The following is a 26,777-nucleotide window of genomic DNA, read 5'->3' as shown; positions in this document are numbered from 1 at the left end:
CAGGCCAGGAACCCTACATGAAAATCGTCATTCTCGCTGGTGGTTACGGCACCCGCATTTCCGAAGAGAGCCATCTGCGGCCCAAGCCGATGATCGAGATCGGAGGTCGTCCGATCCTCTGGCATATCATGAAGATCTATAGCCACTACGGCTTCAATGATTTCGTGATCTGCCTTGGCTACCGCGGCTACATGATCAAGGAATACTTCGCGAACTACATCCTGCATTCGGCAGACGTGACCTTCGACATGGAGCGCGGCGAGACGACCTACCACGCCACCAAGGCCGAGCCCTGGCGCGTGACACTTGTCGAAACAGGCGAGGGATCGATGACCGGCGGGCGCCTGAAGCGTGTCGCGAACTATCTCGATGACACATTCTGCCTCACCTACGGCGATGGCGTGGCTGACGTCGACATCAAGGCTCTGACGGAATTTCATCTAAGGCACGGACGCGAGGCGACGGTGACGAGCGTCGTGCCGCCGGGAAGGTATGGCGCCCTGCTGACCGACGATGGAAAAGTCACGAGCTTCACCGAAAAGCCTGCGGGCGATAACGGGCGCATCAATGGCGGCTTCTTCGTGCTCAACCGGTCCGTGCTCGATCGTATCGAGGGAGACCTAACGCCGTTCGAGGCAGCGCCGCTCGAAAGCCTCGCCACCGACGGCCAACTAATGGCCTTCCCGCATGACGGGTTCTGGCGGCCCATGGATACGCTGCGCGACAAGAACCAGCTCGAAGAGCTGTGGCAGAGCGGCCATGCCCCATGGAAAGTCTGGTCATGAGCAGGCTTCCGGATCAGCGCTTCTGGTCGGGAAAGCGTGTCTTCCTCACGGGTCACACCGGCTTCAAGGGAACGTGGGCGCGGCTATGGCTTTCCCGGCTCGGCGCCGAGGTGGTCGGCTATGCGCTTTCACCAGCAACGACGCCATCACTGCATGGGCTTGCCGGCAGCGCTGGTCTCACCGCCGAGACAATCGCCGACATCCGCGACGGAACGACGCTTACCAAAGCACTGAACGATTGCAATCCCGATATCATCCTGCATATGGCGGCACAGCCGCTGGTTCGGCGCAGTTATCTTGAGCCGGTCGACACTTTCGACGTCAATGTCATGGGGACGGTACGCCTGTTGGAGGCGGCGCGTTCGCTTGAGGCGCTCAAGGCCGTCCTGGTTGTTACGACCGACAAGGTCTACAGCAACGACGAAAGCGGACGGCATTTCGTCGAAACCGATCGGCTTGGTGGGCACGACCCCTACTCCGGCTCGAAGGCTGCGGCCGAGATTGCAGCCGCGACCTACAGGGACTCCTTCTTCCGCTCAAAAGGCGTGCATGTCGGCACCGCGCGCGGCGGAAACGTGCTCGGCGGCGGCGACTTCTCGGAAGACCGCCTGGTTCCGGACATCGTCCGCGCCGCCATCGCCGGCAAGATTCTTGATATTCGCAGCCCGCTGGCGACGCGCCCATGGCAACACGTCCTCGACTGCTTGAACGGCTATTTCCTGTTCTGCGAAGCGCTATACAGCGGGGCCGCGTCGGCGGAATCGCTGAATTTCGGGCCTTCGCCTGATGAAGCGCAAATCCCCGTTGGTGTCGTGGCGTCATCCGTCCAGACAGCCATGGGGCTCGGGCAAACCTGGCAGGATACGTCAGCGGCAGACAAGCCGCGCGAGATGCACGCGCTGGGCCTTGATCCCGCTGAGGCTAGCCGTTCTCTTTCCTGGCGGGCAAGGCTGAGCCAAGCGGAAGCCATAGACTGGGCCGCGCGCTGGTACGATCAGTGGCGCCGGGGCGAAGATGCGCTCTCGCTCGTCACTGGCCAGATTGATGCTTTCACGAAAGGCGCCTAACCACATGTCTCACCAATGCCGTTTCTGCTCAGCGCCGCTGACGACCGTTGTCGCGGATCTTGGATCGACACCGTGGTCCAACTCTTTTCTGCCCGACGCGGCCGCGATTGCGAAGGAGCGCTCCTTTCCGCTGAAGGTCATGGTTTGCTCGGAGTGCTTTCTGGTTCAGACAACCGAGAACGTGCCGGCTGACGAAATTTTCAATGCCGACTACGCTTACCTCTCCTCGTTCTCGACGAGCTGGCTTGAGCATGCCAAGCGTTATGCCGAGATGATGGCCGAGCGCTTCGGGCTCTCAGCGGATTCGACGGTGGTCGAAGTCGCCTCGAATGACGGCTATCTCCTGCAATACTTCGCCGCCAAGGGCATCACCGTGCTCGGCGTGGAGCCGGCCGCAAATGCCGCAAAGATTGCCGAGAGCCGGGGCGTGCCGACCAAGGTCGCTTTCTTCGGCAAGGAGACTGCCACGGCGCTGGTCGCGAGCGGCGTGCGCGCCAACGTCACGGCCGCCAACAATGTCCTGGCGCACGTACCTGATATCGCTGACTTCGTCGGCGGCTTCGCCATCCTGTTGAAACCCGACGGCGTCTCGACCTTCGAATTCCCGCATCTTCTGACGATGATCGATGGAATCCAGTTCGATACGATCTACCACGAGCACTACTCTTATATGTCGCTGCTCGCCGTCGAACGCATTTTCGGTGCTTGCGGACTGAAGGTCTTCGATGTCGAAGAAATTCCAACGCACGGCGGTTCATTGCGCGTGTTCGCACAGAAGGCAGAGGGCACACGTGCTGTGACGGACAGACTTGTCGCCCTCCGGAAAAAGGAAGAGGCGTTCGGTCTCAAGCAGATGGCGACGTATGAGCGGTTCGGATCGCGGATCGAAGGCGTGTGCCAGGAGTTCAAGGCCTTCCTTGCTCGCGCCAAGGCCGAGGGGAAGACGGTCGCCGCCTATGGCGCCGCAGCCAAGGGCAACACCTTTCTCAACGTCTGCGGCGTCACCGCCGACGACATCGCCTTCGTGGTCGACCGCAGCGACATCAAGCAAGGCAAGTTGCTGCCTGGGAGCCATATCCCTGTCCATCCGCCGAGCCACCTAGAAGCCGCAAAGCCGGACTATCTCGTCATCCTCCCCTGGAATCTGACGGAGGAGATCGTTAGGTCGAACGGCTACATCCGGGAACGGGGCGGACGCTTCGTCGTCGCGATTCCGACGCTGCGGATCCTTTGACCTTCGGCGCAAAGCGGCGCCTGAACGGTACCGCTTGTCCCTTGTTGTCGCACGCCTGCGCTTAGGACTTTGAGGTCCGAAAGATTGCCGAACCTCTTCGGGTGTGGATATCGCCTGGGCAACTCTAGTGGGCAGTCAGCCGTGCCTGCGGCATGTTTCCGCCGTTTGTCTTTTTCGCCTCCGGAAGTCCTTTTGCATGTTCTGGCGTGGCGCCTTTCGCCGAACCTCCTCAGACAACGCCACATTTCAAAAACAATGGCGACTACATGTCGCAAACAGATGTCAAAGGGACGCATTTGCCATTGAATTATCAGTGCAATTCTCTGCAACAGCAGAAAATGTTGAGCCGGCTAGCGTCAGCTTATTCAACCAGTGATTGATTTTCCGAAGTATGGCCGTTGTTGATTAACGCGGCCGGAACGGCTCAAAATCCCTCTTTCTGTAGCCGGCTGAGGGACTGCGCCGTAAAAATTACGGCTACAGAAGGCGTCGCTCGCCATTTCATTTGGGGGCTTGCAACGGCAGACCTTTACGATAGGTTGCGCGCTGACCTGAACGTAAACTGGTCACGGGAACAAACGACTAATAAAAGGCGCAAAGCCTAGAAAGGTGGCCCCCATATGAACTTTCTGACGAAGAAATTCCTGGCTTCAGCAGTGTTTGGCTCGCTGCTGGCCGTTTCGGCCCATGCGGCCACACTCAACATCCACAATGGTGGCGACCCGCAGTCCCTCGACCCACAGAAGCTGTCGAGCGACTATGAAAACCGCATTGCCGGCGACATCTTCGAAGGTCTCGTCACCGAAGATCCGAAGGATGATCCGGTTCCGGGACAGGCGGAAAGCTGGACGGTTTCCCCCGATGGCAAGGTCTATACCTTCAAGCTTCGCGACGGCATCAAGTGGTCGGATGGACAGCCGGTAACGGCGGGCGACTTCGTCTTCGCCTTCCAGCGCCTCGTTGACCCAAAGAACGCCGCCGAATACGCCTATCTGCAGTTCACCATCAAGAACGCGGAAAAGATCAACAAGGGCGAGATCACCGATTTCAGCCAGCTCGGCGTCAAGGCGATCGATGACAAGACGCTCGAGATCACGCTCGAGAACCCGACGCCCTACTTCATCAACTCGCTGATGCACTACACCGCCTACCCGCTGCCAAAGCACGTGGTCGAAGCAAAGGGCACCGACTGGGTGAAGATCGGCAACATCGTCACAAATGGCCCGTACAAGCCGACCGAATGGATTCCGGGTGCGTCGGTCACGACTGTCAAGAACGACCAGTATTACGGCGAGAAGGACCTGAAGATCGACGGCGTGAAGTTCTTCACGCTGGAAGACCAGGAAGCGGCTCTGAAGCGCTATCGCGCCGGCGAATTCGACATCATGACCGACTTCCCGACCGACCAGTACGAGTGGATGAAGAAGAACCTGCCGGGTCAGGCGCACGTCACGCCGTTCCTGGCGAGCTACTACTACGTGCTCAATGCCACCAAGCCGCCATTCAACGACAAGCGCGTCCGCCAGGCCCTGTCCATGGCCGTCAACCGCGAAGTCATCGGCCCGAAGATCCTCGGCACCGGCGAACTGCCGGCCTATTCCTGGGTCCCGCCGGGCACGTCGAACTACGGCGATCCGGCCTATGTCAGCTGGAAGGACATGCCTTACAAGGACAAGGTGGAAGAGGCGAAGAAGCTGCTCAAGGAAGCAGGCTTCGGACCTGACCACCCGCTGAAGGCACAGCTCCGCTACAACACCAACGACAACCACAAGCGCGTGGCTGTCGCGATCGCCTCGATGTGGAAGCCGCTCGGCGTCCAGATCGAGCTCTACAACACCGAAACCAAGGTGCATTACGACGAAATGCAGCATGGCCAGGTGGAAATCGGCCGTGCTGGCTGGATCGCCGACTACAACGATCCGGACAACTTCCTCGGTCTGCTCGTTTCCGGCGTTTCGATGAACTATGGCCGCTGGAGCAACGCCGACTACGACAAGCTGGTCAAGGAAGCGAACGCACAGACCGACCTGAAGAAGCGTGCGGAGATCTTCAAGCAGGCCGAACAGCTGGCACTCGATGACAGTGCCGCCATTCCGCTCTACTATTACGTCTCCAAGAACGTCGTTTCGCCGAAGGTCCAGGGCTTCGTCGACAACATTCAGGACATCCATCGCACGCGCTGGCTGTCGGTTAAAGAATAAGGAACACCGGCCCTTCCCGCTCGATGTGGGAAGGGCCGATCCACGACCATGATCAAATACGCACTCCGTCGCCTGCTGTCGACGATCCCCGTGATGTGGATCGCCGTGACACTCAGCTTTTTTGTCTTGCGCCTTGCTCCCGGCGGCCCCTTCGATGGCGAGCGGCCATTGCCGCCGGTGATCCTGAAGAACCTCGCGGCCCACTACAATCTCGATAAGCCGCTGATCGAACAATACCTGATCTACGTCTTCGACGTCCTGAAGGGCGATCTTGGCCCATCCTTTGCCAACGAAGACTTCAGTGTTGCCCAGCAGATCATGATCGGCCTGCCTTACACGTTCACGATCGGCGGCCTCGCCTTCATCCTTGCCATCCTCATCGGCGTAACAGTCGGCTGTCTTGGGGCGCTTTATCAGAATAAGGCGCCTGACTACGTCCTCGGCCTGCTTATTCTCGTCGGCCTGGTTCTTCCGAACTTTCTGATCGCGCCCATCCTGCAGCTGATTCTCGGCATCCACCTCGGCTGGTTGCCTGTAGGCGGGTGGGGCGACGGCTCGTTCAAATATCTCGTCATCCCAATCGTTGTGTTGGCATTGCCGCATGCGGGCCGTATCTCGCGCATGACCCGCGGCTCGATGATCGAAGTGATGAACCAGAACTACATCCGCACGGCAAAAGCCAAGGGCATCGGCCCGCGGCTGACCGTCATGCGCCACGCTCTCAAGCCCGCCATGATGCCGGTTGTTTCCTATCTCGGCCCGGCGGCCAGCTACCTTCTCACCGGCTCGCTCGTCGTTGAAAGCATCTTCGGATTGCCCGGCATCGGCCGCTATTTCGTCAACGCCGCGCTGAATCGCGACTACGGCATGGTTCTCGGCACGGTCATCTTCTACATGGTGCTGATCGTCATCCTGAACCTTCTCGTCGACATCGCCTATGCGTGGCTCGATCCGAAAGTGAGAAACCGATGATCCTCAATCCCGCAAAAAGAGAGCTGCTTGCGGCCGAACTTCTCGAGGCCGAAGGGCTCTCGCACAAGAGCCGCTCTCTCACCGGCGATGCCCTGCGTCGTCTTTCCCGCAACAAGGCGGCCGTCGTTGCCATCGTTGTGCTGCTGCTTCTCATCCTCGCAGCATTTCTTGGGCCATACCTCATTCCGTTCGACTATGAGGAGCCGGATTGGGCGGCGTTCCGGATGCCGCCTGATATGGAAAGCGGCCACTATTTCGGAACCGATCCGAACGGCCGCGACCTGCTGGCCCGCGTGCTCTACGGCACCCGTGTTTCGCTTGCCGTTGCGGCGACCGCCACCATCGTTTCGGTGGTGATCGGGGTGCTGTACGGCGCGATTTCCGGCTATATCGGCGGCAGGCTCGACGCGATCATGATGCGCTTTGTCGATATCATGTATGCGCTGCCTTACATCCTTTTCGTCATCCTGCTGATGGTCGTGTTTGGCCGCAACGTTTACCTGCTGTTTGCAGCAATCGGTGCGCTGGAATGGCTGACGATGGCCCGAATCGTGCGCGGACAGACGCTGTCAATCAAGCACCGCGAGTTCATCGAGGCGGCCCGGGCATCCGGCCAGAAGCCTTTCAAGATTATCCTCAAGCACATCATCCCGAACCTTGTCGGGCCGGTGGTGATCTTTGCTGCGCTGACGGTCCCAGAAATCATCGCGACGGAGAGCTTCCTGTCCTATCTTGGTTTCGGTGTTCAGGAACCGTTGACATCGCTCGGCACGCTGATTGCCGAGGGCACCGACGCCATGGAAAGCATGCCGTGGCTGTTGGTCTTCCCGGCCTGTTTCCTCGTCGCCCTGCTGATGAGCCTGCTTTTCATCGGCGACGGTCTGCGCGACGCGTTCGACCCGAAGGATCGATAAATGCAACAAGAAATAAAAAACGATACGCTTCTCGAACTGCGAGACTATTCGATCACCTTTGCGACGCCGGATGGCGAGGTAAAGGCCGTATCCAACATGAACCTGTCGATCCGTCGCGGCGAGCGTGTCGCAATCGTCGGCGAGTCGGGGTCGGGCAAGAGCCAGACCTTCCTCGGCGTGATGGGGCTGCTTGCCAAGAACGGCCGCACCAGTGGCCAGGCACTGCTGGAAGGCAAGGACGTCTTGGCGCTAAAGCCGCGGGAACTCGACCATGTCCGCGGCAAGGACATGGCCATGGTGTTCCAGGACCCCATGACCGCGCTCAATCCGTCGCTGCGGATCTCCCGGCAATTGACGGAGCAGCTTGAGGTTCACCGGGGCTTCACGGCGCGCGCTGCCTCCAACGAGGCGCTCGATATGCTGAAGCGGGTCGGCATCCCTGATCCAACGCGACGCTTCAACCTTTATCCACACGAACTGTCGGGCGGCATGCGCCAGCGCATCGTCATTGCGATGGCACTGCTGACGAAACCGAAGCTGCTCATTGCCGACGAGCCGACGACCGCGCTCGACGTTACGATCCAGGCCCAAATCCTTGATCTCTTCAACGACCTGACCGCGGAAATGAACACGGCGCTTGTCATGATCACTCATGATCTGGGCGTTGTCGCCGGCCTCGCGGATCGCGTTGCGGTCATGTATGCCGGGCGGATCGTCGAGGAAGCACCGGTCGACGAGCTCTTCGAGGTACCGGCGCATCCCTATACGGCTGCGCTGCACGCTTCCATCCCGCGGCCAGACCAAGACGTCGATCAGCTCGCCGTCATTCCCGGCCGCCCGCCCAACCTGCAGCATCTGCCGAAGGGCTGCAGCTTCTCGCCGCGCTGTCCCATGGTCCAGAACGACTGTATCGACGCGTCGCCGAAACTTGAGATGTTGGCGAAGGGCCATTCCGCGGCCTGCTTCCATCCTTTCCCGCGCCGTGAGGAGGTTCTGAGCCATGGCTGACCGTTCGCTTCTGAGGGTCGAGAACCTCACCACCCAGTTTGAAATTCCGTCGAAGAGCTTCTTCAGACCACCGATGAAGCTGACTGCGGTGAACAATGTCAGCTTTGACCTGAGCGAAGGTCGGACGCTCGGGATCGTCGGCGAGTCGGGCTGCGGCAAGTCCACGCTTGGGCGCTCGATCCTGCGTCTTTTGAAGTCGCAGAAAGGCCGCATCCTGTGGCAGGGACGCAATCTCCTCGATCTTTCGGACGAAGAGATGCGGGCAGCGCGCCGCGACATGCAGATCATCTTCCAGGATCCGATCGCCTCCCTCGACCCGCGCATGACCGTCGGTGATATCATTGCCGAACCGCTGACCGTCTTCGAGCCGAAGCTTACCAAAGCGGAACGCGTGGCGCGCGTCCGGGAAATCATGGGTGCCGTCGGCCTGGTGCCGGAGATGATCAACCGCTATCCGCACGAATTCTCGGGCGGGCAGGCGCAGCGTATCGGCATCGCCCGCGCTGTCGTGACGCGGCCGAAGCTCATCATCTGCGATGAGCCGGTCTCGGCACTCGACGTGTCGATCCAGGGGCAGGTGATCACCCTGCTGCGCAAACTCCGCAAAGAGTTCGGGCTGACCCTGATCTTCATCAGCCACGACCTTTCGGTTGTGCGGCTGATCTCGGACGATGTGCTTGTGCTCTATCTCGGAAAGGTAGTCGAAGCTGGCGATTGCGCCACCGTTTTTGACCGGCCGGCGCATCCTTACACACAGGCGCTCTTCTCGGCAGCACCAGTGCCTGATCCGAAGCTGGCACGCAACCGACAACGCATCCGGCTTCAAGGCGACCCGCCCTCGCCGCTCAATCCCCCGCCAGGCTGCGTGTTTTCTCCGCGCTGCTGGAAGGCCACGGATATCTGCCGCAAGGAAATGCCGCCGACGGAGCTGGTTCGGCCAGAGCAGACAGCAGCCTGTTATCACATGGACCGCTGACAGGGCATTAACACAAACGCCAAGCGGCCCGCCATCGCGCGGGCCCCTTTGTTCTTTATCCGGCGTAAGAGGTGCTCAGTCTGCTAGTTTTTCACTGGTGTCGTTACCGTCATGGAAGCGCGTTGCGCTTCGACCCGTTCCGTCAGCAGGCTGTAGGCGACATAGTACTTGAATATATTGCTGACGTACTGGACCGTTTCGCGCCCGACAATGGCCGCAGCGGCGTTTTCGACGTTTCCGAACCAGATGTCAGGGTTGAGCCCCATATCCTTCGCCTTGGCACGAAATTTCCGGAGATTCCCCGGACCAGCATTGTAGGCGGCGAATGCCATCAGCTGCTGATCACGGGCTGAGATGCCGGGATCATTGATATAGACCTTGACCAGATAGCGTAGATATTTCGCGCCGGCCTCGACGTTACGATCCTCGCTCTTTGCGATGCCGGTGATACCGATCTCCTTGCCAGCCGCCGTGGCTGGCAACAGTTGCATCACGCCGACGGCGCCCCTCGGGCTGTGGCGCGCTTGATCGAGCTGCGACTCCTGATAGCCCTGGGCCATGAGCATCAGATAATCGAACGAATACGTCCCTGCGTGTTTGCGGAATATCTCGACCAGGTCCTTAAAGCGCTCGACATCAGCCGGCGAATAGGCTCGCCGCAACATCGTATCGCTCTTGAAATAGCGATTGCGCAGCATGTTGCCGAACGTTGTGCCGACCTTGTGCTGTTCGGCGAACTTGTCGAGGACGGCTTTCAACTGCGGGCTACCCTTGCGGATTGCCCAGGCGATCTGTCCATGCGCCGACACGGCGACGTCAGCATGCACCTTCATGTCCGTGAACACCTTCGCCCAGATGTCGGCCTTATATCCATCGACAACGGTCCAGGCGAGCAGGCCGGCGTTGACCATTTCCATCAGATCTTCATCTTCGAGGTTCTCGTCGATCGGCTTGACCTGAATCTCTGGCTTTCCATCTTTCTTGAATTGCTCATTGAGCGCCAGAAGATGCTCGTAGTAGCTGCTGGTCTGGCGGACGCGGATTTCCTTGCCGGCGAGGTCATCGATGCTTGCAATCGGTTCCGCAGAAGGTCCGGAAACCAAAACCTCGCTGGCATCGCTGTAGAGCGGCGCGCTGAAATCGACCTCCTGGAGGCGCGCCGGCGTCACCGTCAGATTGGCCATGACGATGTCGCCCGAGCCCTCCTTGAGGGCTGAAATCAGTCGATCGCGACCGGTTGGGATGAAGGCGATGCGGATGCGCTCGATTTCCTTCTTCTTACCCTTGTTCAGCTCCGCCTCGAGGGCCGTCCCGAACTCCACGGCCGTTCCGTACTGGCGGCCCTTGTCGATGAAATAGATGGTCTTGCTATACGGCACCAGAATACGGATAAGCCGGATCTTGGTCATCGCGTCGAGATCGCCTGTATTCGGCTTCGGCATGATCTTGCCGATCTCGATTTTCGTTTGGGCGAACGTACCAACCTGACCGAACAATACGGTCATAGTTGCGAGCACTAGGCTGAAAAGGAAATGTCGCATGATCTGCCCCCAACTGGTGCCGAGAGCCTATCACGTTTATTAGACAATCAAAGCGGCAGAGTGGGACTCGGTCGACACCTTGAGCGAGATCTCCCGCTCAAGACAATTTGCCGGATTCATGCCTGCGAGATGCCTAGCCGTTAACGGGCGCCCCACGTGTCAGTCAATCGATACCCTTCCGGCCAGGGGTCGGACGGATCGAGCATGTGCTGATGGGTGCCGGTGATCCAGGCGCGGCCGGAAATTTCCGGCAGGATTGCCGCGCGATCGCCGACTTTCGTGGTGCCTAGAATGCGGCCGGAGAAGGTCGACCCGATCAGCGAGACAGCCGTCAGGCGATCTTCAGGCGTCATCTGACCACGCGCATGCAACACCGCCATGCGCGCCGAAAGCGCGGTTCCGGTCGGCGAACGGTCGACCTTTCCGGGCTGAATGGCGACGGCTGCACCCGCACGTAGACCTTCGGCGGTCCGCTCCACCGGACCTGCGAAGAGGCAGAAGGAGAAGTGCTTCCAATCCGGATTTTCCGGGTGGTGGAATCCGAGCCCAGCGTTGGCCGCGTTGGTGATACGCACGCCGAGCCTCGCAATGTCATGCGCCTCGTCGGGCGACAGGCTGAAGCCCATCGCCGCGGCGTCGACGATGACGAAGCTGTCGCCGCCATAGGCAGTATCGACGGTCAGTGTGCCCAGGCCCTCGACCTCCAGCTTCGCATCGAGTCGTTCCGCAAAGCTCGGCAGGTTCTGCACGAAGATGCGCTCGGCCTTGCCGTTCCGGCATTCGGCGCGCACGCGAACGAGGCCACCGGGGGCTTCCAGGGTGATCTCGGTAACGGGCTCCTGCATCGGCAGAATGCCGCTGTCCAGCAACACCGTGGAGACGCAGATTGAGTTCGAGCCGGACATCGGAGGCGTGTCCTCGGGCTCCATGATGATGAAGGCGGCATCGGCATCGGGATGCTTCGGAGGCACCAGCAGATTGACGTGGCGGAAGACACCGCCGCGCGGTTCGTTCAGCACGAAGTTGCGCAACGTCCCGTCACGGGCGATCCAGCGGCTTTGTTCCCATATGGTTTCGCCGGGCGGCGGCGTGACGCCGCCAACGATGACATCGCCCACCTCGCCCTCGGCATGGGCGGACACGACATGGATGGTCTTGGTACTGCGCATGATACCTCCTCAGGAAAGCCAATTGGGGAGCCGCGGGGGGACGCGACCCGTTAGAGCCGCTTCGACACAATCAGCAAGGCTGCCGAAACGAACGGCGCGGCCGGAGAGCCCTGGGCCGTAGTGGGCGTACTTGCCGGAATTCGTCAGCAGGGCACGGGTCCGCGTCGGAAACAGCGGCTCGGAAATCGAACACCAGCAAAGATCCGGGAGAACCTGCACGCCCGCATCCTCCAACCTGCCGAGCAGACCCTCGTTGCGGGCATCACTGATCACCTGGCGACCGGCAGTGACGATCACCGCGACGCTGGCATGTCGGCGACGACCAGCCAGAACTTCAGCCAAGGCGCGGCATTCGGTCAAGGAGGCATGCGGACTGCCGATAGCGATGAGTTCCACCTCCTCCGGCCCACCGTTCAGGGCGGTCCAGGCCGCAGCCATGTCGGCACGGGAGATCGATGCATGGTCGGCATTATCGCGGGCAGCGCCGGCAGCTTCGGGCGTGACGCCTTCGATATGCAGCATGGGTGCAGCAGAGGTGGTGCCGAAGGCGGCGCACAGGGCCTTGAGATCATCCAGCGTCGGCTGTGCGGGACCAAGGCCGCGCAGAAGCGGAATGCGGTCCGGCGCCGCGCGACCGGCGAGATAGCCGATCAGTGGCCAGAAGGCGTCGTCGACCTCTGCCGGCAACTCCACATCGATGATCCGCCGTGCCTTCCGGTGCTCGTCGAGATAGACCCCGGAAAGTGGCGCTCGACCGGTCAGCGCGATGCAGAGATCCAGGAAATCCGGGTGCTTTGCCGTTCTGGCTCCGAGCACTGTGTTGGCGAAGATCACCGCATTGGATTCCGCCCAGGCGATGGATTCGCCCGGCTGCGGCGCGCTGTCAAGCAGGTAAGGAGAGCAGGTGAAGGTCGGTCGACAGCCCATGCGGACATAGGCATCGGCAAGCCGGGCCGCCGGGTCGCCGAAGGCTTGCGGCACGCCCTGCGTCTGCCAATTGGCGCGATCGACGGAAATGGCGTTCATCGTGGTCGGCACGCAAACCTGCGCCCCCATGTCGGCCATCTTTTCCGCGAAGGTGAGATTGGCCGGGCTCGCATAAATGCAGCCGTCGATGTGGCCTTGCGTGACATCGACAAGTCCGTGCGCGCCCTGCTGCGCTGCCATGGCGCTGATGATGCGCATGGCCTGCTGCACGGCGACGCCCTGCTGTCCGTTCAGCATGGCGCGGTCGGCTTCGCTAAGATCGAGTGCAGCGGTTGCCGGAGATGCAATCGGAATCTCCAACCCGTCTGCCACGACGGCCTTATCGCTGATCTCGGCGGTTTTCGCACGGGAGAGTGCGGAGAAGGCGTCGGGCCCAAGCCGCAGGACAGGCAGCGGCTTTCCGAACATTTCAGACGCGATCAGCGCACCGAGCGTCAGCACATCCTCGGCCTCGGAAAAAACCAGAGCGGCCGGTGCGCGCCCTGTCAGCACAAGATCGAGGAGAACGCCGGAGCCCGTGCAGGACCCACGGCTCGACGGCATCATCAAGATGCTGCCTGTCAGGCACGCCCCGTGAAGCGGGTGGTGTACGTCGATCACACAGCCGGTCGCTGGGTCGACTCCACCCCAGAAGCTCAGAGCCTCATCGGTGGCGATAACCGGACCGTGGGCAGAGCCAGCGAGAATGCTGCGATCGGGTACAGAGTGTTTCATGTCGGCGAAGCCTCAAGGAGAGAGATGGCATTCACCAACGGGGATGTTACGAGCAAACGTCACGGTTCGCTCGCCTTGATCCCCGTCAGAATCTTTGGGGCGAGAAGGGCGCGATGTCGATCGCGGGCTTCTTGCCAGTCAACAGATCCGCGACGATGCGTGCGGTGCCTGCCGACTGCGTGAGGCCGAGATGGCCGTGGCCGAAAGCATGGATCACCCGCTGCGTATCGCGGGCGTGGCCGATGGCGGGCAGGCTGTCGGGCAAAGACGGACGGAACCCCATCCATTGCACACCGCCGTGCGGCTTCAACCCGGGCAGGAAGCTGCGAGCTTTCTCCAGCATCGCTTCCGAGCGTTGGAAATTCGGCGGCAGCTTCAGCCCTCCGAGTTCGACGGAGCCACCAACGCGAATCCCCGTCGATAGCCGGGTAACGACAAAACCGTGACCGCCGAAGGTAATCTGCGTGCGCAGGTCGAAAGCCTCGGGAGGAAGCGTGGTATTGTAGCCACGCTCGGTTTCGAGCGGAATCTTCTCGCCGATCGTGCGCGCCACTTGATGGGAAAAGGCGCCTGCCGACAACACGATCTGTGCGGCCCGTCGCAAACTGCCGCCGACGCTCAGAACATCGACACCACCCTCGGCGGGACGCAAGGCTGTAACTTCGACGCGCTCGATCGTGCCGCCCATGGCACGGAAGTGATCTGCCAAAGCCAGGGTATAGAGTTTGGGATCGGCGATCGAGTACCAGCCGGGCGTGAAGGTCCCATGGGTGAAACGCGTCGCGAGGCCGGGCTGGATCTCCGCGATCCCAGCCGCATCGAGGTGGTGGAACTCGACACCGTGCGCTTCGCGCGCCTTCCAGCCGGGAAGCGAGGCCTTGAACTCGGCCCCGCCTTCATAGACCTGAAGATTACCGTCCTTGCGCAGCATGGCGGCGGTGCCGGTCTGCTGCAGGAACGGTTCGAGCTCGGCTTTCGAAAGATCCATCAGCGCGGTTTGCGCTGCGGTCGAATGGGCAACACAACTGGGCGCACAGGCCCGCCAGAACCGAAGCATCCATGGTGCGATCTGCAAGGCATAGGCCGGCGGCACCGAAAGCGGCCCGAGCGGGTCGAGCAGCCACTTCGGCGCCTTCTTCAGGATGCCGGGTGAGGCGAGCGGCAGGATGTCGGTAAAGGCGAAGGCTCCGGCATTGCCTGCCGATGCTCCGGCAGCGGGACCTTCGCGATCGAGTACGACCACGGAAAGGCCCCGTGCCTGCGCTGCGATCGCCGCGGAAAGCCCAACGACTCCAGCGCCGATCACGATCACATCAGGTTGGGTTTGATCGTTCATCATCGCCTCAGTGAGTGGCAGCGAGGAATGCCTGCAGCTCCGGATCCTTCGGCGCACCGAACAGCTCTTCCGGCGGAGCAATCTCAGCCATCACACCCTTGTGGAAGAAAGCGACGCGATCGGAAACCTCACGCGCAAACTTCATTTCGTGCGTGACGCAGATCATCGTCATCCCTTCGGAGGCGAGCATGCGCAGCGTGTCGAGGACTTCGCCGACGAGCTGCGGGTCGAGCGCCGAGGTGACCTCGTCGAACAGCATGTATTCCGGCGACATGGCGAGCGCGCGCGCAATCGCCATGCGCTGCTGCTGGCCACCGGACATGCGGTTCGGATAGACCTTCAGCTTCTCCCCCAGGCCGACGTGGGTAAGCTGCTTTACAGCCATCGCTTCGGCTTCTGCCTTGGGAAGGCCGAGCACCTTTCTGGGCGCGAGCATGACGTTTTCCAGCACCGTCAGATGCGGGAACGCGTTCCACTGCTGGAAGACGATACCGAGCTTGCGGCGGAGCCTGTTCAGGTCGGTCGCCTTGGCATGGACATCCGTGCCGTCAACAACGATACGGCCGCTATCGATGGCTTCGAGACCATTGATACAGGTGAGCAATGTCGACTTTCCCGAGCCGGAACCACCGATGATGGTCAGTACCTCGCCCTTGGGGACAGTGAGGTTGATGCCCTTCAGGACCTCCAATGAGCCGAAGGATTTGCGGACGTTTTCAATCTCAATCATTGGGGGACCACCGTTTTTCGAGATACCCGCCAATCCGGGCGATGGGGAAGCTGATAATAAAGTAGACGGCGCCGCAGATCATCAGGATGAACAACGGTTCCTGCAGCCGGGTCACGAGGATCTGCGAGGCGCGCAGCAGCTCGATCAGGCCGAGCCAAAGTACCAGCGCGGAATCCTTCATGACGCCAAGCGTCAGGCCGATCCAGGACGGCAGCGAAACGCGTGTCGCAAGCGGCATGACAATGTAGCGCATATCCTGCGACCAGGTCATGCCGAGCGACCGGGCAGCACGCCGTGTGGTCGGCGGCACCGAAGAAATTCCACCGCGGACGATTTCCGTGCAGTAGGCAGCCGTATAGAGCGACAGCACAACGCAGGAGGTCGTGAACGGAGGCCAGCCAAGCCGCATGATCGACTGCAAGGCATTGCCGAGCACAAGCTGGATCAACAAAGGCACCGAGCGGAAGACGTCGAGAGCGAAGGTCAGCGGTGCGGACCAGTAGGGTCCGAGTTCGACGCGGATCATCCCGAAGAGGATCCCGAGGACGGTTCCGGCCGCGACCGAAACAACGGTGACCGCGAGCGTCATCCCCGCGCCTTGCGCCAGGAAGGCCAGATCACCCCAGGTGAGGGCAGTACCAAACATCTCTCACCTCTCTCAGTAGCGGAACATGCGCCAGGCAAGTGCCCGGGCGGCAAGGGTCAGAACTTTGGCGATGACGTAGTAGATCACCGCGGCCAAGGCGAAGAATTCAAAGGTGCGGAAAGAGCGCGCATTCAGCTCCTGCGTCACGCCGGCGAGATCGGTGTTCATGCCGACGGTCACGCCGAGCGAGGTCATCAGAACTGCCCAGACCATCTGGTTGGTCGCCGGCAGGAACGCCACGCGCAGCATTTGCGGAAGGACAATCAGTCGAAACGCCTGCATGGACGTCATGCCAAGCGAGCGCCCGGCGCGTGTCTGTGTGTCCGGGATCGCCTTCAGTGCGCCACGGAAATTCTCTGCCAAGTAACCGGCGTTGTTAAAGGCAATGCCAACCAGGAGCGCGGTAAACGGCGTGAGGTGAATGCCAAAATTGCCAAGGCCAAAATGGGCCATGTAGATCTGGAAGAGCGCAGGTGTGTTTCGCGCGATCTCGACCCAGGCAGTGGCAAAGCCAGCGAGAATGCGGTTGCCGGAGAGTCGGAACAAGGTCAGTGCAAGCGCGCACGCCAGTCCGATAATCATGGACAGGAGCGCGATCTGCAGCGTGACCAGCGCGCCGTCGAGCATTTGTGGCAATGCCTTGAGCGCTTGGTTCCAGTGGAAGGTGTAGTTAAACATGACCGTCTCACCTTGTCGTAAAGCTACGGCGCGAGGGATGACCTCGCGCCGCGGGAGAAACGGTCCAGATTAGCGGTAAACGCCGTTGACCGCGAGCGACGGGACGTCGCCGCCGACCCACTTCTTGTAGAGCTCGGCGTAGCGGCCGGTGCGAACCTGCTGGTTGATGAACAGGTTCAGGTAGTTGACCAGGCCGTACTCCTCACGGTTGGTGAAGAGCGCGACGTAGTCGATATCGAACGGCGCCTTGCCGACCACTGCGATGCCCGGGAACTTGCCGGTCTTGACGTTGGCCTGAGCAACGGTCGAGGTCGAGACGGTGGCGTCAAGCTGGCCCTGGCTCAGTGCGAGGAACACGTCGGCCTGCGTCTGGTAAGGACGGAACTCGCCGACACCCCAAGCCTTCACCTGCTGTTCGAGCGCGATCGCTTCGTAGGTGCCAGCGGTTGCGCCGACAACCTTGCCCTTCATGTCTTCGAAGGACTTCACGCCCGACTTCTCGTTGGCGGTAACCGCCATCTCGAAGGCAAAGTAGGGAACGGTCATGCCGACGGTCTTGGCACGCTCCAGCGTGTCGGAGGTGGAGGCGACGCCGACATCGACGCGGCCGGACATCAGCGCCGGAATACGCTCAGGGAACGGGGTCTCGACGATTTCGGCAGTTACGCCGAGCGCCTTGGCCAGATCGTTGCAGTAGTCCACGTCGAAGCCGATCGGATTGTTGTTCTCGTCGCGCGAACCCATCGGTGGGAAGTCCAGCACAACGGCGCAGCGCAGCGTGCCCGAACCGATGATGTCGTCCAGCTTGTCGGCTTTGGCCGGGCTGGTCAGGAGGGTGGCGGCGGCCAGAAGGCCGAAAGCGAGGACCGAGGTTTTCATTTTTCTCTCTCCCAGAGTTGGATTTGTCGATGGACAGCGAGGCGCACTATTCCTCTTCAGCGCGCGCAAATCAATCTTAAAATACATCAAGTATGCAAAAAGTATAAGACGAATAGCGATCATGTCGACAAAAAGGGCGGCCAAGTAGTGGCCGCCCTTTGCTTTTCTACCTCTCGATGAAAATCAGCCGAGGAAATCCTCAGGCAGAAGATCTTCCGACATATTCTGGTACGAGACCGGCCGCAGGAAGCGGCGGATCGACATCGTGCCGACGCTGGTTGCTCCGAAGTTCGTCGAAGCCGGATAGGGGCCGCCATGGACCATGGAATCGACGACCTCGACGCCCGTCGGGAAACCGTTGACAAGGACGCGCCCCGCCTTACGCTCGAGCACTGGGCGCAGACGGCGGGCGTCGGCGATGTCGCCGGCATCCATGTGGATCGTCGCCGTCAACTGACCTTCGAAGCCGCGCGCCAGTTGCTCCATCTCATCAATCGTCTTAACGCGAACCACAAGGCCAAGCGGCCCGAAGACCTCTTCACCGAGGGCGTGGTCGGCCAGGAACTGCGCACCGGTCGTCTCAAAAAGGTTGGGTGCAGCCGTCCGGCCGGAGGACTCGCCGGTGAACAGCGGGTTGACCGTATTGCGGGTTGCAAAGCGCGCCTGTCCATCCTGATAGGCCTTCGCGATGCCGTCCGTGAGCATGGTCTGCGGCGCCACCTTGCCCAGTGCTTCAACCGTTGCGGCCACGAAGCGATCGGCTTCGGCGCCTTCCGCCACCACGGCGATGCCGGGATTGGTGCAGAACTGCCCGGCACCCATGGTCAGCGATCCCGCCCAGCCCTGGCCGAGCGTTTCGCCGCGTGCCTTCAGCGCTTCGGGCAAAAGGAACATCGGATTGACAGAACCGAGTTCACCGAAGAACGGGATCGGCTCAGGCCGTGCGGCACATAGGTTGAAGAGCGCGCGACCGCCGGCGAGCGAGCCGGTGAAGCCAACAGCCTTGATACGCGGATGCTGCACCAGGGCTTCGCCGACCTGGCGATTGCCGCCCTGGATCAGCGAGAAGACGCCGGGATGAATACCGGTCTTGCGGATGGCAGCTTCGATCGCCTGGGCGACGATTTCGCCGGTGCCGGGATGCGCCGAGTGACCCTTGACCACGACAGGGCAACCCGCGGCTAGTGCGGCGGCCGTATCACCGCCAGCAGTCGAGAAGGCCAGCGGGAAGTTCGACGCACCGAAGACGGCCACCGGGCCGATCGGGCGCTGAATGAGGCGGATCTCCGGCCGCGGCGCGGGTTGACGGTCAGGCAGCGCCGCGTCACGGCGGCGGTCAAGATATTCGCCCTTTTCGATGTGATCGGCAAAGAGCCGCAACTGGCCGGTCGTGCGGCCGCGTTCGCCCTGCAGGCGCGCTTCCGGCAGACCCGTTTCCTGGCTACCAATCTCCGTGATTGCCTCGGCCCGCGCCTCGATCTCGTCAGCGATCGCACGAAGGAACGCGGCCCGCTCTGCGCGTGTGGAGTAGCCGTAGCTCCAGAAGGCATCTTCGGCCGCCTCGCAGGCGCGGCTCACCAGGTCGACCGTGCCAACGGCGAACTGATGCACTGGACCATGCGCCGGTGCGGATGCAAAAGTACCCGCTCCGTCGAGCCATTCGCCCGCGACGAGGTGTTTTCCATTGGGAGTGAAGACCATTTGCTATTCCTTCCTTGAAAGCCGGGGGCGCCTTGCGAAAATCCATCTGCAGGCGAATTGCGCATGCCGGATCTTTGTATACTCTATGTATTTATAACTTCAACACTCGATCGCCTTCGGCGGCCGGGCCAGCCATGAGAGACACAAGATGAGCGAGAACACCACCCTGACCGTCGCGGCCCTGCAGGAGAGGGTCGATGCAATTTTCCGCAAGGCAGGCCTCAACGAGATCCAAGCCGGTGCGCTCGCTCGCGTAATTGTCGCCGGTGAGCGGGATGCCTGCAAGTCGCACGGTATCTATCGGATCGAAGGTGCGTTGCGTACCGTCAAAGCGGGCAAGGTGAAGCCGGATGCGGTTCCGGAATTGCTGCTGCAGGAGGGTTTGGCGATTGTAAAGGTCAACGCCAAGGGCGGCTTCGCCAATCCGGCCTTCGAACTCGGCCTTCCGGCACTCGCGGAGCGCGCTCGAGCATGCGGACTGGCAGCACTCGTTATCAACGACTGCACCCACTTCTCCGCCCTGTGGCCAGAAGCAGAAGCGCTTACCGAACAAGGACTTGCGGGTCTCGTCATGTGCCCGAGCTATGCGACAGTTGCACCGACAGGAGGCAACAAACCCCTGCTCGGCACCAACCCCTTTGCATTCGCCTGGCCGCGCGCCGGCCAGCCACCCTATGTCTTCGATTTCGCCACCTCGGTTGCCGCGCGCGGGGAAATCGAGCTGCATCGGCGGGCGGGAAAATCGTTGCCGGACGGCTGGGCGATCGATGCCGACGGCAACCCGACGACCGATCCGGAAGCTGCGCTTGCTGGCGCCATGCTGCCATTCGGCGGACACAAGGGCTCGGCCATCGGCACGATGATCGAGCTGCTCGCCGGCATCATGATCGGCGACCTGACAAGCCCAGAGGTGCTCGACTATCTCGGCACGACAACACTTGCGCCCTTCCACGGCGAGTTGATCATTGCATTCTCGCCGGAGGCCTTCGCCGCCGGCCGGCCGGGCAATCAGTTTGCGCGTGCAGAGATGCTGTTTGAGGCAATCGTCGGCCAAGGCGCCCGCCTGCCCTCACAGCGCCGGTATGTGGCGCGTGCAAAATCGGAAGCCAATGGCGTCACGCTGACCGAGGCCGAAATCAAGCAGCTCGAGCGGTTGCTCGCACTCGGCCTGGAGGCGGTGGCCTGAGCCACCACCTGAGACCGCCGGAAACGCAAAAAGGCCCTCCGTTGGAGGGCCTTTCGATCTGAGAGCTTTAGAAAATCAAGCCTTGTACTTCGCCACTGCGCCGGGGAGCTTGCTCCACTCTGCGTACCAGTTGTTGAAGAGCTTGAACTGAGATTCGACGTAACCGCGCTGACTGTCCGTCAGGACGTCGGTTTCGTTGAAGTGCAGCGTGTATTCCTTGTCACCCTTCAACACCATCATGTGCTTGAAGAACAGGACGAGGTCCGGGCCTTCGTCGAACGAGGAGAGCACTGCCAGTGCCTGCTCGAGCTCCAGCGCCCGCTGGCGGGCATCCGCATCGCCTTCAGCCGCTGCCTGCGAGAGGTTGCAGAGGTGCAGCACTTCCTTGGGCAGCACATTGCCGATGCCGGTGATGGCGCCGGTCGCACCGCAGTTCACGAAGCCGTGGAAGACGGCCGTGTCGACGCCGATCATCAGCGAAACACCATCATCGCGGCTGGTGATGTTCTCGGCCGCATAACGCATATCGGCAGCGCCGCCGAATTCCTTGAAACCGACTAGGTTAGGATGCTCGGCCCGGAGCGCAAAGAACAGATCAGCGCGGGTGGCAAAACCATAATAGGGGCTGTTGTAGATGACAGCAGGAAGATCGGGGGCAGCCGAAAGGATTGCCTTGAAGTGCGCCTTCTGGGCGCCGATCACCGAGCCACGCGACAGGACACGCGGGATGACCATCAGGCCCTGGGCGCCTACCTTCTGGGCGTGCGCTGCATGTGCAACGGCCGAGGCGCTGTTGACGGCACCGGTCCCAACGATGACCGGGATGCCAGCCTTTACCAGGCGCTCGACGCCTTCCATGCGCTGCGCATCGGTCAGGAGCGGCCAGTCACCCATCGAACCGCAGTAAACGACTGCCGACATGCCCTGGACGATCAGTTCCTGTCCCTTGCGGACAAGGGCGTCGAAATCGGGGGTACGATCCTGCTTGCAGGGGGTCATCAGGGCGGGGATCACGCCCGAGAAAATCTTAGCCTTCATATCGGTCTCCTTTCGGCCGTTTGATCAGTCGGCCGACACAAACGTGCAGAGCCTCCCTCTTTGTCAGGTGATATATCATCTTGTATTTTATTTGTCGACAAGAAAAACGCAAAGGCCGCCGCAGTCTTTAAAGCGCTATGTCGATCCCGACATCACGGCTGAAAAGCTTCTGCACCTGGGCAACGATCTGCTCCGCGTGCGCCTTGCCCAAGCGGTCGGCCGCCTCGATGTCGCGTGCCTCGATAGCAGCGATGATTTCCGCATGCTCATCGACGAAGCGTTGCGGAAACTGCTCGTCGTAAGACCGGTAGTAAAGTCGCAGAATGCGTCTCCCCTCATCCAGCAAACGACGGAACAGGCTGGTGAAATAGGGATTGCGGCCCGCCTCGGCGATTGCTGCGTGGAAAGCCGCATTGGTGGAGATCATGGTCAGTGCATTGCGTCCCTCAACGGCCGCCGCATAGTCTGCATGGAAGCCGCGGATAATCGCCAAATCCTCCGGGCGGTGGTTTCGCGCCGCAAGCCGTGTCGTCACGCGGTACATCAGGACCAACGCGTCGAAGAAGGTGTTGAGATTCAGGAAGTCGATATTCGATACCATAGTCGAACGGTTTGGCAGCGTCTCAATCAGCCCCTCGCCCGCCAGCCGAACCAATGCCTCGCGGATCGGCGTACGCGACATCTTGAATCGCTCGGCCAACTGCACTTCATCGATGGGGCTGCCGGGCGGCAATACAAGATCAAGGATCTCGTCGCGCAAGAGGTCGTAGACCATCTTGACGCCGGAGCCGCGCTTGCGCTCTGGGGTGGAGTTCGAATCTGTGTCAGCCATTGAAGAATCCTTTTGTCGACAAAAGGAATACTTTTTCTCGCGTAGTGGTCAATAGTGGTGGCGACTCGGCGGGTGAAAGCGCAGCACGTCGCGCGAGCATACAAAGGGCGGCTCCGCGCGTAACATGGTAGACTGCCGTTGCAGATCGATTGGCGCTACCAGAATTCGGTCGGCAAATACAATTAAGTGCTCATTTATTCATCTATCTTAGCATCGCAGAAGGACCACCCAGGGGGCGAAGGTACGAGACAGAATGCGGATCAGCACGATTACAAATTGGGCCTATGCCGTGACGGTTGTACTCACCGTTCTCTCGGGCGGAGCCTTCATTCTGTCTGCCTACAGCGCCGTGCGCGAACGGTCGGCGGTGGAGATGCGCCAGCAACTCGACGAGCTTGCTGATCAGCTCGCAATAGCAGCCGAACAGACAACGGAGGATGCCCGCCTCTACGTGATGCGCGGCGAGGACCGTCACCTTCAGGCCTTCCGCAGCGCCGATGGAGAGGAACGCGCTCGCGAGGAAGCCATCAAGGGCTTGAAGTTGACCGATCTGTCATCGCCGGAACTTGCCGCATTGCGCCGGTTGGAAAGTGACGCGGAGGCATTGGACCAAATCGAGGAACGCGCCGTTGCTGATTATGGGAACGGCGATCGCGACGGTGCAAGGCAAACCCTTTTTGGACCCGAGCATGAGCGCTTGCAGACTGATCTGCTCGCCAGCGTTCAGCATTTTACCGATCTCGTGGCGACCCGTGCCGACGACGAACTCGCTGCTGCAAAAGCAAGAACCGACCTCTGGGACAATATAGCGAAGTCGATGTTGGGGCTGACGGCGGCCGTCTTCATCGGCGTCCTTTATTTTGTGTTGAAGCGTCGGGTGGCAACGCCGCTGCTCAGAATGACTGGGATCGTCAATCGACTGGCAAAGCAGGACTATGACGTCGAGGTGCTGCCTGACAGGCGGCACGACGAGATCGGCGAAATGAACGAAGCGATCCAGATCTTCCGCGACAACGGCCTGGAGCGAGAGCGCCTGGATGCCGAGCGACGGCGCGATCAGAAAACGAAGGATCACATTCTTCAGATGATGCATCGGCTTCAGGCCTGCCAGCAACAGGAGGAACTCGCCGATGTCGTTTCACTTTTCGCGCCGCAGATCTTTCCACATCTCGCCGGACACCTGTACCTCATGAACGGTGGCCGGTCGGCCCTTACCTCCGCCAGCCGCTGGCTTCAACCGAACCGGTCGCATGACGTCCTGGCGCCGGCGGAATGCTGGGGATTGAGACGCGGCAGGCCGCATGTGAGCGACCATTCGCGGGACGATGTGCCCTGCCAACATCTTGAGGAAGGGGAACACGCCTGCATCTGCATACCGCTCTCCGCCCATGGCGACACAGTCGGTCTGTTGTATTTCGAGGGCACCGATGGCGGCAAGGCGATGGAGACCGCAAGGCTCTACATTGAGATCATCGCCGAGAATATCGGGCTGGCGATCGCCAATCTTCAGCTCAGGGAGCGGCTGACGCAGCTTGCCGTGCGCGATCCCCTGACAGGGCTTCTCAATCGACGCTCGCTGGACGACGAGATGAACCGGCTGCGCCGAGACACCGTTGACCGCCCGACGGCCTGCCTGATGGTCGACATCGATCACTTCAAGCACTTCAATGACGAGTTTGGCCATGATGCCGGCGACCACGTCATGCGGCAAGTTGCGACCCTGATGGCCGAGACGGCCGGCAAGTCGGGTTCCGTTTACAGGTTCGGCGGCGAGGAGTTCACGGTCCTTCTCCCCGAAGGGACGCGGGAATCGGCATTCGATATTGGGGAAAAACTTCGCAACGCGGTCGAGGCCGCACCCATAACCTATCAGGGGCGGCCGCTGGGGACCGTAACTGTATCGATCGGGATTGCCTTGGCGGATGATGACAAACCAGCCGCCACGCTGCTGCAAAGGGCAGACGCGGCGCTCCTTCGCGCCAAATCGAAGGGCAGGAACATCACCTTGATCGATGGTGCCGACGGGTCCCCCAATCACCGGCTTGCCGGGTAGCTTTCTCAATCCTTTGATTGCAAGCCCGCCCTGCCGCGCTTCGCCGAGGGATCGACACCGCTGACGGCTCCGCCAGAAGTTACTTGCATAATGGAAGTCATTCTTATAGTGGCTTGCATTATGCAACGAACAAGCTTTGCCAATTTCAAATGCCCGGTGGCCCGTGCGCTCGACAGCGTCGGCGACTGGTGGAGTATTATGATCTTGCGCGATGCGTTTCAGGGCCTCACACGCTTCGACGAATTCCAGAAGAGCCTCGGCGTTGCCCCGAACATCCTCACCCGTCGGCTTGCACATCTTGTCGAGGCCGGCCTCCTCCAGAAACGGCGCTACAGCGATCGCCCCGCCCGGCACGAATATGTGTTGACGGAAAAGGGCCAAGATTTCTTTCCGGTTCTGATGGCGTTGTTTTCGTGGGGCCGCCGCCATGTGCCGGAGGAAGATCTAGCCTTCTTGCTCGGCGACTCTGCCTCCGGCAAGGAGCGGCATACCAAACTCGTCGACGTCGAAACCGGCGAAGAACTTACCCCTCGAAATACCTGCCTGCTTCCCGGCCCGGCGGCTGCGGAAAGCGATCGCGACCGCATTGCACGCGCGAGGGCATGGTATCTCGGCATCGATGCCTAACAAGGAAAAGACAGATGGATCGGATCGTCGTGACTGGCATGGGACTCGTGTCGCCGCTTGGCACGGGCGTTGAAACGGCATGGCAACGGCTGCTTGCCGGCGGCTCCGGGCTTAGGGTTCTCAGCGACGACATCGTCGGCGACCTCTCCGCCAAGGTCGGCGGTGTCGTGCCATCGGCCGCAGAGGACGCTGAAGGCGGATTCGATCCGGACCGCTATATTCAGCCCAAGGACCAGAAGAAAATGGACCGCTTCATCCACTTTGCGATGGGCGCTGCCGACGAAGCAGTCCGGCAGGCCGGATGGACCCCTGACGATACGGTCGCGCGGGAGCGCACAGCGACGATCATTGCCTCCGGCGTCGGGGGCTTTCCCGCTATCACGGATGCGGTCCGTACAGTTGAGACGCGCGGCGTTCGTCGACTCTCGCCCTTCATCGTGCCGTCGTTCCTCGTCAACCTAGCAGCAGGCCAGGTGAGTATCCGCTATGGCTTCAAGGGTCCGCTCGGCGCTCCCGTCACAGCCTGTGCCGCCAGTGTGCAGGCGATCGGAGATGCCGCACGGCTGATCCGCTCAGGCGAAGCGGATATTGCGATCTGCGGCGGCGCGGAGGCTTGCATCGACAGAGTCAGCCTCGGCGGCTTCGCTGCGGCGCGGGCACTCTCGACGGGCTTCAACGATCGGCCGGAGCTTGCCTCGCGTCCGTTTGATACCGGCCGCGATGGCTTTGTCATGGGCGAAGGCGCGGGCATCCTGGTTATCGAGTCGCTGGAGCATGCTCTCGCCCGGGGCGCCACGCCGCTGGCCGAGCTTGTCGGATATGGCACTGCGGCCGACGCTTACCATATGACCGCGGGACCGGAGGACGGCGATGGTGCGCGCCGGGCGATGGAGGCAGCAATCCGGCAGGCGCGGATAGCACCGTCGGAGATCAAGCACCTCAACGCTCATGCGACATCCACCCCCGTCGGCGACCGCGGCGAAATGGCGGCCATCGGCACCGTCTTCGGCCGTAACGGCGAGATTGCCATAAGTGCGACGAAGTCCGCCACCGGCCATCTGCTTGGCGCCGCGGGTGGGCTTGAGGCGATCTTCACGATCCTTGCATTGCGCGACCAGATCGCGCCGCCCACCCGCAATCTCGATGAAACCGATCCCGCTGCCGAAGGGCTCGACATTGTCGGCAAGTCGGGACGTGAACTTGTCACGGAATATGCGATCACTAACGGCTTCGGTTTTGGTGGCGTCAACGCAAGCGCCCTCTTCCGACGTTGGAGCTAAGAATTGGACACGTTCCAACCGATCGCTGTTCTCAGAGTTTGCAATTTGTGGTTCAAATCTCCGTGCTGCTTCCTGTCCCAATCGTCTGGTGATGATCACTATCGGGATGGCACAACAGATCATTGGTTGCGCTGTTTCGCCAAATAGGGACCATATTGCCTTGCTTGAATTAGAGACTTCCCTCTCCCGGTAGGTAAGCTTTGAAGCACTCGCGCGACTGGCG

23 protein-coding genes are annotated in these 26,777 nt (G+C 61.0%); 12 read left to right on the top strand and 11 right to left on the bottom strand.

Translation table 11 applies throughout. The annotated features are described in order from the left end of the window. The first annotated feature begins 17 nt into the window (after positions 1 to 17). The 8 genes from rfbF to FHX16_RS00385 all read left to right on the top strand — a co-directional run bounded on the left by rfbF (position 18) and on the right by FHX16_RS00385 (position 9,157). Positions 18 to 785, top strand: coding sequence for a glucose-1-phosphate cytidylyltransferase (gene rfbF / locus FHX16_RS00420; RefSeq protein WP_183757761.1), 768 nt, complete (start codon positions 18 to 20; stop codon positions 783 to 785). Beyond that, positions 782 to 1,852: a CDP-glucose 4,6-dehydratase gene (gene rfbG, locus FHX16_RS00415; RefSeq protein ID WP_183863191.1), complete on the top strand. Its 1,071-nt coding sequence runs from the start codon at positions 782 to 784 to the stop codon at positions 1,850 to 1,852. The genes rfbF and rfbG overlap by 4 nt, the downstream gene beginning before the upstream one ends. Before the next feature lie 4 nt (positions 1,853 to 1,856). Next, positions 1,857 to 3,086, top strand: a complete 1,230-nt coding sequence (locus tag FHX16_RS00410) for a class I SAM-dependent methyltransferase (protein WP_259126329.1) — start codon at positions 1,857 to 1,859, stop codon at positions 3,084 to 3,086. A 620-nt stretch (positions 3,087 to 3,706) separates the two neighbouring features. Next, on the top strand, positions 3,707 to 5,287 hold the full coding sequence (locus tag FHX16_RS00405; RefSeq protein WP_183863187.1) for a peptide ABC transporter substrate-binding protein: 1,581 nt from the start codon (positions 3,707 to 3,709) through the stop codon (positions 5,285 to 5,287). A 48-nt stretch (positions 5,288 to 5,335) separates the two neighbouring features. Then, complete coding sequence (locus tag FHX16_RS00400; RefSeq protein WP_016552174.1) at positions 5,336 to 6,259, top strand: ABC transporter permease subunit; 924 nt, start codon at positions 5,336 to 5,338, stop codon at positions 6,257 to 6,259. Then, positions 6,256 to 7,173, top strand: coding sequence for an ABC transporter permease (locus tag FHX16_RS00395; RefSeq protein WP_114710431.1), 918 nt, complete (start codon positions 6,256 to 6,258; stop codon positions 7,171 to 7,173). The genes FHX16_RS00400 and FHX16_RS00395 overlap by 4 nt, the downstream gene beginning before the upstream one ends. Beyond that, on the top strand, positions 7,174 to 8,181 hold the full coding sequence (locus FHX16_RS00390) for an ABC transporter ATP-binding protein (RefSeq protein WP_183863185.1): 1,008 nt from the start codon (positions 7,174 to 7,176) through the stop codon (positions 8,179 to 8,181). Continuing rightward, on the top strand, positions 8,174 to 9,157 hold the full coding sequence (locus FHX16_RS00385) for an ABC transporter ATP-binding protein (RefSeq protein WP_183863183.1): 984 nt from the start codon (positions 8,174 to 8,176) through the stop codon (positions 9,155 to 9,157). Before FHX16_RS00390 ends, FHX16_RS00385 begins: the two co-directional genes overlap by 8 nt. Positions 9,158 to 9,240: 83 nt before the next feature. Here FHX16_RS00385 and FHX16_RS00380 read toward each other — a convergent pair whose 3' ends face one another. The 9 genes from FHX16_RS00380 to FHX16_RS00340 all read right to left on the bottom strand — a co-directional run bounded on the left by FHX16_RS00380 (position 9,241) and on the right by FHX16_RS00340 (position 19,538). Continuing rightward, the gene (locus tag FHX16_RS00380; protein ID WP_259126328.1) at positions 9,241 to 10,698 is read right to left on the bottom strand and encodes a lytic transglycosylase F; all 1,458 of its coding nucleotides are present in this window, start codon (positions 10,696 to 10,698) and stop codon (positions 9,241 to 9,243) included. 140 nt (positions 10,699 to 10,838) lie between these two features. Continuing rightward, entirely contained in the window at positions 10,839 to 11,867 is a 1,029-nt protein-coding gene (locus tag FHX16_RS00375; RefSeq protein WP_183863179.1) for a trans-3-hydroxy-L-proline dehydratase, read from the bottom strand. 9 nt (positions 11,868 to 11,876) lie between these two features. Next, positions 11,877 to 13,568, bottom strand: a complete 1,692-nt coding sequence (locus FHX16_RS00370) for an aconitase X (RefSeq protein ID WP_183863177.1) — start codon at positions 13,566 to 13,568, stop codon at positions 11,877 to 11,879. Positions 13,569 to 13,653: 85 nt separating this feature from the next. Continuing rightward, the gene (locus FHX16_RS00365) at positions 13,654 to 14,904 is read right to left on the bottom strand and encodes an FAD-binding oxidoreductase (protein ID WP_259126327.1); all 1,251 of its coding nucleotides are present in this window, start codon (positions 14,902 to 14,904) and stop codon (positions 13,654 to 13,656) included. A gap of 7 nt (positions 14,905 to 14,911) precedes the next feature. Beyond that, positions 14,912 to 15,634: an amino acid ABC transporter ATP-binding protein gene (locus FHX16_RS00360; protein WP_183757742.1), complete on the bottom strand. Its 723-nt coding sequence runs from the start codon at positions 15,632 to 15,634 to the stop codon at positions 14,912 to 14,914. Beyond that, entirely contained in the window at positions 15,627 to 16,280 is a 654-nt protein-coding gene (locus FHX16_RS00355) for an amino acid ABC transporter permease (protein ID WP_183863156.1), read from the bottom strand. Before FHX16_RS00355 ends, FHX16_RS00360 begins: the two co-directional genes overlap by 8 nt. Before the next feature lie 12 nt (positions 16,281 to 16,292). After that, the gene (locus tag FHX16_RS00350; protein WP_183863154.1) at positions 16,293 to 16,958 is read right to left on the bottom strand and encodes an amino acid ABC transporter permease; all 666 of its coding nucleotides are present in this window, start codon (positions 16,956 to 16,958) and stop codon (positions 16,293 to 16,295) included. A 69-nt stretch (positions 16,959 to 17,027) separates the two neighbouring features. Further along, the gene (locus FHX16_RS00345; RefSeq protein WP_114710407.1) at positions 17,028 to 17,837 is read right to left on the bottom strand and encodes a transporter substrate-binding domain-containing protein; all 810 of its coding nucleotides are present in this window, start codon (positions 17,835 to 17,837) and stop codon (positions 17,028 to 17,030) included. 183 nt (positions 17,838 to 18,020) lie between these two features. Continuing rightward, a complete protein-coding gene (locus FHX16_RS00340; RefSeq protein WP_183863152.1) occupies positions 18,021 to 19,538 on the bottom strand; it encodes an aldehyde dehydrogenase (NADP(+)) in 1,518 nt (505 codons plus the stop codon). 148 nt (positions 19,539 to 19,686) lie between these two features. On the opposite strand from FHX16_RS00340, the gene FHX16_RS00335 reads away from it, so the two are divergent. Next, the gene (locus tag FHX16_RS00335; protein ID WP_183863150.1) at positions 19,687 to 20,724 is read left to right on the top strand and encodes an Ldh family oxidoreductase; all 1,038 of its coding nucleotides are present in this window, start codon (positions 19,687 to 19,689) and stop codon (positions 20,722 to 20,724) included. 75 nt (positions 20,725 to 20,799) lie between these two features. Here FHX16_RS00335 and FHX16_RS00330 read toward each other — a convergent pair whose 3' ends face one another. Both FHX16_RS00330 and FHX16_RS00325 read right to left on the bottom strand, forming a co-directional pair. Next, positions 20,800 to 21,762: a dihydrodipicolinate synthase family protein gene (locus FHX16_RS00330; protein WP_183863148.1), complete on the bottom strand. Its 963-nt coding sequence runs from the start codon at positions 21,760 to 21,762 to the stop codon at positions 20,800 to 20,802. 127 nt (positions 21,763 to 21,889) lie between these two features. Beyond that, positions 21,890 to 22,594, bottom strand: a complete 705-nt coding sequence (locus tag FHX16_RS00325; protein ID WP_183863146.1) for a GntR family transcriptional regulator — start codon at positions 22,592 to 22,594, stop codon at positions 21,890 to 21,892. 253 nt (positions 22,595 to 22,847) lie between these two features. Between FHX16_RS00325 and FHX16_RS00320 the strand changes: the two genes are divergently transcribed. The 3 genes from FHX16_RS00320 (at position 22,848) to fabF (ending at position 26,554) form a co-directional block, all read left to right on the top strand. After that, positions 22,848 to 24,647, top strand: coding sequence for a diguanylate cyclase (locus FHX16_RS00320; RefSeq protein WP_183863144.1), 1,800 nt, complete (start codon positions 22,848 to 22,850; stop codon positions 24,645 to 24,647). 120 nt (positions 24,648 to 24,767) lie between these two features. Beyond that, positions 24,768 to 25,274, top strand: a complete 507-nt coding sequence (locus FHX16_RS00315) for a helix-turn-helix domain-containing protein (protein ID WP_183863142.1) — start codon at positions 24,768 to 24,770, stop codon at positions 25,272 to 25,274. Positions 25,275 to 25,288: 14 nt separating this feature from the next. Next, entirely contained in the window at positions 25,289 to 26,554 is a 1,266-nt protein-coding gene (gene fabF / locus FHX16_RS00310) for a beta-ketoacyl-ACP synthase II (RefSeq protein ID WP_183863140.1), read from the top strand. Positions 26,555 to 26,777 lie beyond the last annotated feature (223 nt).

It is taken from the genome of Rhizobium sp. BK661 (assembly GCF_024808825.1).
Lineage (GTDB): Bacteria > Pseudomonadota > Alphaproteobacteria > Rhizobiales > Rhizobiaceae > Rhizobium.
Note: the sequence above shows the minus strand (reverse complement) of the source record. Positions and strands in the feature narration are given on the sequence as shown.